Source organism: Lutimaribacter saemankumensis (genome assembly GCF_900100005.1).
Lineage (GTDB): Bacteria > Pseudomonadota > Alphaproteobacteria > Rhodobacterales > Rhodobacteraceae > Lutimaribacter > Lutimaribacter saemankumensis.
On record NZ_FNEB01000028.1, the window covers coordinates 1 to 6,101 of the forward strand.

Consider the following 6,101-nt stretch of genomic DNA (forward strand, 5'->3'; position numbering starts at 1 on the left):
ACATTAAGGCGGAAATGTGGCGCAAATAGGGCGGGGCTATACGACCTGGGGCGGCTCTCCGCGCTGCAGGCTTTCAAATGGCTAATGATTTTTCAATCGCAGTGAAAATTTGGAGATACGGGCAGTGACGCAGGGGTGGAAAGGCATGGCCAACTGCAGCAGTCGGATGATATCAAAAGGAAACGTCGCAATACTGAAATTCTGGAAAGTCCGCAAAGTAGTCGTTCAGTCGGGCCGCGGTGTAAGACCGCTCTGAGCCCGAAACAGACCTAGATACATGCAGTGACATCTCAGTTATTAGAGCAATCTAAGAGTGATCTATCCAGAACTGAAAGATACCTTCCACTGCCTCGGGTATTTGCTCTGCAGCTTTATCTAGCGTCTTGTGTAGCATTTTCCGGGGTAAGCCCACCGGTGCAATATCATTCCCATCCATCAGGTGAACGATAATCGGTGTAACGAGATGCCCATGAGATCCACTTTCCACTAGCCTTAACCATAGGTTGGCCCGTAGAGAGACAGCTTTCATAAACCCCTCGCACCAGTCCATCGCGATCACATGACCCTCCGGATCCTGCCAGAAGATCGGTTCTACCAGGGGCTTATGACGTAATAGTTTCAAGTAAATCTCACCATGATGGGCCAGCATTTCTTCAATGACCCAGTCGGGAACGTCCAACGCATTCGTTCCACAGGCGACAGATATCCACTCTTGAGGGTGAATTTTCTGTGGAGAGCAAACCACGCCATGCATGAAGCCGTCGAGGTCGGACAGCTTCATGCAGCCATCTGGACTTTCGTCTGAGGATAAGAAGACATCAAGCTCTTCAAGCCAGTCCATGTGAGACCTACGAAAATGCGGGCAATCACCGTGGATTGAAATAGCATAATATTTACAAAAAGGGGCCCCCGCTCAAGGCGAAACAGGGGCCCAGGGGAGGTTTCCGTTCGCTCAGAGATCGCCGTCGTAGGCCTGGGCGTCGCTGATCTTGTAGCTCCAGGCAAGGCCGGCGTTGCGCCATCCATTCTTGACGCGCTCGCCCTTGTGCGGTCCTTCCTTGGCCTTGTCGCCTTCATAGCCGTCGATCAGCGAATAGACGTTGCGATAACCCATCTTGTACAGCAGGTCGGCCGCCCGCGCGCTGCGCGATCCCGAACGGCACATCAGGACGATCGGCGTGTCTGGCGTTATCCCTGCAGCTTGTGCATAGCTTTCGAAGTCGCTGGGGAAATCCGGGTTCAGCTCCAGCTTGTAAGTGCCTTTGGCCGCGTCATATTCGGGCATCATCGGCATGACCATGTAGGGAATGTGCTTGTTGGCCCGGACGGGCAGCCCCAGGAACGACACCTCGGCACGGCTTCGGATGTCGATCAGGCGCACATCGGGGTTTTCGAGCATCCCGCCGACCTCGGCGGATGTGACGTAGAGGCCCGCCTGTGTACGTTTGTTTTCCGGGATTTCATCTGAGAGAACGGCAGTGGCCATGAACGAGGCCGCGATAAGTGCAATAATGGGTTTCATGTAAGTCTCCTCCTCCGTGCCTTGCCAGGAAAGAATGCTGGCAACTGGCCTGCGATGGCCCGTTAGAGGATTTGGGAAAGCTTACGTTACGTCATGTCCAAAATTGGATACTCGGGACAATCTTGGTTTTCTAACCGCTATCGGCCGAGCAGATCTGCGCTTGTTCATTATGACGCTACGCGTTTTCAAACCACCGCCAGCCGTCCTTTAGATTGTTCTCGCAGACGATGGTCAGGTCAGGAGTTCGGCCACGGCCTGGAAAACAGGTTCAGGTTCTTGAAAGAGCAATAGCTGCCCCGCATTTTCAACGCCGCGCAATTGAATGTTTTCGAAGCGCTTGGTGAACTCTGCGACATCATCGAAGCCGTATTGGGGATCCATCAGGCCGTGGACATGTATGCTGGGAAGGCCCGCTGTGCAAACTCTGTTCGCATAGGATGACCAGTCGCGAACTATATGAAACGTATCGGTGAAAGCACCAACGTAGCCTTGGTCGGTGGCAAAATGGAGGCTCCGCTTCATCAAATCAGAAAGATCGGTTCGTTGAGTGATGAGATGGTCACAGGATCCCCTTTCGTAAAGCGTGTCGAAAAAAGGAATTTCCCCTGAAGCTCTTATTTGTGCGATGCCGGATTGAAAAAGCGGCGGGAGCAACGCCGGCATGAACCGCATTAGAAAGGAAAGCAGTCGTTGAGTCGGCGGCATTGACACAAATTGCTTTGCTTTCAAAACCGGAACGATCGATGCCGCGTTGACCAGACCTGCTACGCGACTGGGTGCCTTTGCGGCTAAAGCATAGCCATAAACCGAGCCTGTAATATTCGTCAGGCAAATAGTTCTATCAACGCCATAGTGATCGAGTAGGGATACCAGATCATCGACAAAGCGATCCGGTTCATGATCAGGCAATCCAGGAGATGGGTCGGACATCCCGAAGTTTGGCCGTGCCGGTGCAATGAGTCTAAGCCTATACTTTTCCAGGCATTCCAAGGTGGACTTGGGTAATTCGCTTCCGAACAGCATTCCGTGGATAAACAGAACCGGTGAACCATCGGGTGGGCCTTGAAGACGCACCTCCAAGGTACGTCCATCCGAGAGCGTGATTATATCAAGAGACGTCGACGCACCGCTGAGTAGGGAAGTGGGTTTTGGTCCTCCAGCGATGTTATCTGCGATCAGCGCAACAATTCGGTTCAAATTGGCAAGGTTTCCCGCGCTGGTTTTTGCAAGAAGAGATTTGATCTGGTTGCGGATCGTTCCTTCGGAACGCTTATACCGGCGTGAAATGCATTTAACGGTCTCGCCGCCAACGAGCTCTTTGAGCACACGCAACTCCGCGGTCGTCAACTTGAATGAAGAGGTAAGAACTGCCTCAACATCCGAGGACCAGTCTACCGCCAGAGTTTCCAGACACAAAAAATCCTCATTCCCAAAATTGCGACGAAGCGTTCTAACGATGATATGGAAACCGTCTCCACGAAGGATTCGCGGTGCCACTGCGCGCTTGTGGATAACGTGTTCGGTTAGCGCGCGGCGTAAGCTTACCGCATCTTCGGCGTGCAGCATCTGACTGAGTTGAGACGGGTTCAGTGCGGCACCATTCAACGCCGTCCGCGCCTCTTGGCTGCTACTCGCGACCTTTCCATGTTCATCAATCAGGACGGCAATTCCGGGTCTTTGAGATATCCTTTCGCGCAGGCTACCGGGAATAATCCTATCCGGAGCGCTCTCGAGCTTTTTATTCAGGTTTTCGAAATGAAGGGCTAGTCCTCGATCCGCCTCAAGGACGCCGATGTCGATTTCTGACAGGTCTCCTATTTTCCAAGACTTTACGGCTGACAGTTCAAGATACTTGGATAGCGCTCTCACGAAATCCCAATAGGCGTGAGGATTCGAGGCTGCTTCGTATATGGCGGCAATAAGCCGATCTCGGTAGAGCCGACCTTGATCAACATCTGCGTCTTTCGCGCTTTCAGTCGAGCCCCTTGATTTCTTTGGGTCCGTGTTTCTTGGTTCGATATTGGCCATCAGTCCCGGGTCATGGCGCCTTAATAAAACGGTTGCCGCTAGGCGGCTTTTCCACTGTGATTGTCTCACAGAAAGAAAACCTGTCAAATTCTGAATATGGCGACGCTGGGAATGCCTCAACTTGGACAAGGGGCAGCTTTGTCCGGAGGTAGCAGTCTTGCGATGGGGCTCGGCCAATGTCTGCAGTGGCGGACAATCCGGTCATTGGCGGAAATGTGGCAACAACGGCGAATGGCCCTTCTTGCCAACCCGCCATTCCAAGGTTCGCCGCTCCGGTCAGAGAGGCATGCCAGTCGCAATCATCGCTGCAAGCCAACGATCTGCAAGTCCGGGTGCTGCCCATACGCCTGTGATTACAGCCCGTTCCCGCGTCACGGTCCAATCGGGGTTTTCTCCCAAGAAATCCGACATCGCCGCCTTGGCCTTGTCGCTGTTTCCAAGGCAATGGTGGATCGCGGCCAGCGTCTTGTTTGCGGCAACGGGCATCGAGGGAGCTGCCCCGAACGTAACGAGCGCATCGCTGCATGCGCCTGACTGCCATTGAATCCGTGCCTTCGTCCAATTCGTGTCATGCCCGTATAGCGGATCGATCAATTCGATTTCGGCGATCTCCTCCAGCGCCTCATCCGTTTTTGCGACGAACGCCAGTGCCTGTGCCAAGGCATTGCGTGCAAACGATGACGACGGATTCAACTCGACTGCGCGGCGGAACGCGTTGATGGCACCGTCGACATCGCGGTTGAACATAAGAACGCGCCCTAGCGCATGAAAGGCGAGGAAATTGTTGGGGTCGAGCTCCACAGCTCTGTGGGCCAGCTCGTCCATCCGCTTGCGGATCGCATCTTCATCGCCTTCTACCCAACCGTAGCGCAGCCCGATCCGAAGCGACAATGCCTGCCCCAGCGGCCCCCAGGCGGATTCGGGGTAGTCTCTGATCGATTGCTCCTGTTCAGCGATGTTGACCAACAGGCTTTCCCGCGTGAAGTTCCGCATAATCCGGCTTTGTGCCGCGTTCGCGATCAACAGGGCGCTGACATCGCCTTCCGACATGCGGGGCTCGGCCATGTCGACGACCTTTTCGCCAACCGCACCGGCGATCTTGCGGCTGATCCGGCTATTTGCCTGCAACAGTTCATTCAGCGGGACATCAAATTCATCGGCCCAGAGGCTCGCCTCGGTCGCGCCGTCGATCAAGCGGGCCATCGTGCGCACGCGCGCCCCGTCATATTGCTGGCTGCCTTCCAACAAGTAGTCGGCCCCGAGCCGTTCGGCGATTTCCGACATGGCCAGATCGGAGTCGCGGAAGGTGAAACTGGAGCGTTGAGAGATAACCACGAACTGCGGATAGCGCGCCAGCAGGGTGATGATATTGTCGCTCACGGCGTCACTCAGGTAGCCTTGGTGCTGCGGCGGGCTGAAATCGTCGAAGGGTAGGACCGCGATGACCGGCGGCCCGGGCGGCTCGGCTTGCCGCAGCAGGGTGAAGGCAAGTGCACAGGCGACAAGCACCGCAACGGCGAACAGGACCAGCCGCCGCCTGCGTAGCTGGTGACCCGTCGCTTCGGTCGCAGCTGCGGGCGGCGGGACCAACCGATATCCCTTGCGCGGCACGGTTTCGACAATCCGCTTGTCGCTGTCCTCCAATACTCGGCGAATCTCGGCAATGCATTGCGCGACGCTGTCGGCGGTCACGGTGCGGCCCTGCCAGACCTCTTCGATCAGCGCATCTTGGCTAACCGTCTCACCCCGCTTTCGCGCAAGCGCCATGAGCACTTCACGCGACTGGTGTCGCAGATCCAACTCCCTTCCATCACTGGCAAAAAGCTTCCCGACGGAGCAGTCGAGAACCGCCGCCCCAAGGTCGATTTCAGAAGATTTCAAGTCTCTTCGTTTGACGAAACGCACCTTCCCGACCTCCGATCAAGGTCACCACCGCCCCGCATGTCCAGATTTGGCCTAACCAAAGAACACACCTTGCCGGGCAATTCCTATGAAACTCGATACCGAAAGGAAATGACACATGAAACTCACGCAAATTACCCAAGCCGCAATCGCACTTGTTATTGCCACAACCTGCGCCGCGTCGGCGGACCAGTTCGCGATCCGGACGGAAAAGCCCGTTTCAGGCGCGTCCAAGGGCCTGCTCGAAACGCTTGATATCCGCGAGATCGATGCCGTCCAGATCAACGGCGCCCATTTCATCGTGATCGAAGCCAAGAACGAAGGATATGTCGAAGCCTACATCTTCGGACGTGGCATTGATGCCAAGGCGCTCTATCGGCTGGAGGCCGACTGGAGCGGGGCCGGCCTGTCCTCCCTGCCGGTAGAGGCGCGCGGGGCTTTCTTTGAGGAAACCCACTGCGAGTTCTGCACGAGCTGAGGCATTTCGCACGGAACACGCATCGGCAGGCGCTACCTCTTCCGAAAGCACATGCGCCTGCCGATGAGCGGAATGCACGTCGGAGCGCCGCCAAGATGCGGGCACCGTCGGGCATTAGCGTTGAGAGCGGCTGTTTACAGATGAGACAGCCGCTCCTGACCACCGTTCGAG

Annotated in this window: 5 protein-coding genes; 1 reads left to right on the forward strand and 4 read right to left on the reverse strand. The window is 55.7% G+C overall.

All coding sequences use genetic code 11. The features are described from left to right. Nucleotides 1–307: 307 nt before the first annotated feature. The 4 genes from BLT50_RS18625 to BLT50_RS18640 all read right to left on the reverse strand — a co-directional run bounded on the left by BLT50_RS18625 (nt 308) and on the right by BLT50_RS18640 (nt 5,455). Nucleotides 308–841 (reverse strand): UPF0149 family protein, encoded by a 534-nt coding sequence (locus BLT50_RS18625; protein WP_090030791.1) that lies wholly within the window; start codon nt 839–841, stop codon nt 308–310. 111 nt (nt 842–952) lie between these two features. Continuing rightward, entirely contained in the window at nt 953–1,522 is a 570-nt protein-coding gene (locus BLT50_RS18630) for a rhodanese-like domain-containing protein (protein WP_090030793.1), read from the reverse strand. 231 nt (nt 1,523–1,753) lie between these two features. Beyond that, a complete protein-coding gene (locus tag BLT50_RS18635) occupies nt 1,754–3,550 on the reverse strand; it encodes a bifunctional helix-turn-helix transcriptional regulator/alpha/beta hydrolase (protein ID WP_090030795.1) in 1,797 nt (598 codons plus the stop codon). 276 nt (nt 3,551–3,826) lie between these two features. Then, nucleotides 3,827–5,455, reverse strand: coding sequence for a winged helix-turn-helix domain-containing protein (locus BLT50_RS18640; protein ID WP_090030797.1), 1,629 nt, complete (start codon nt 5,453–5,455; stop codon nt 3,827–3,829). Nucleotides 5,456–5,570: 115 nt separating this feature from the next. On the opposite strand from BLT50_RS18640, the gene BLT50_RS18645 reads away from it, so the two are divergent. Continuing rightward, on the forward strand, nt 5,571–5,930 hold the full coding sequence (locus BLT50_RS18645; protein WP_090030799.1) for a hypothetical protein: 360 nt from the start codon (nt 5,571–5,573) through the stop codon (nt 5,928–5,930). Nucleotides 5,931–6,101: the final 171 nt, after the last annotated feature.

Bases quoted from the DNA above. Each gene is read 5' to 3' on its own strand.
- BLT50_RS18635 (WP_090030795.1), bottom strand. From the start codon at position 3,550: ATGGCCAATATCGAACCAAGAAACACGGACCCAAAGAAATCAAGGGGC.
- BLT50_RS18645 (WP_090030799.1), top strand. From the start codon at position 5,571: ATGAAACTCACGCAAATTACCCAAGCCGCAATCGCACTTGTTATTGCC.
- BLT50_RS18625 (WP_090030791.1), bottom strand. From the start codon at position 841: ATGGACTGGCTTGAAGAGCTTGATGTCTTCTTATCCTCAGACGAAAGT.
- BLT50_RS18630 (WP_090030793.1), bottom strand. From the start codon at position 1,522: ATGAAACCCATTATTGCACTTATCGCGGCCTCGTTCATGGCCACTGCC.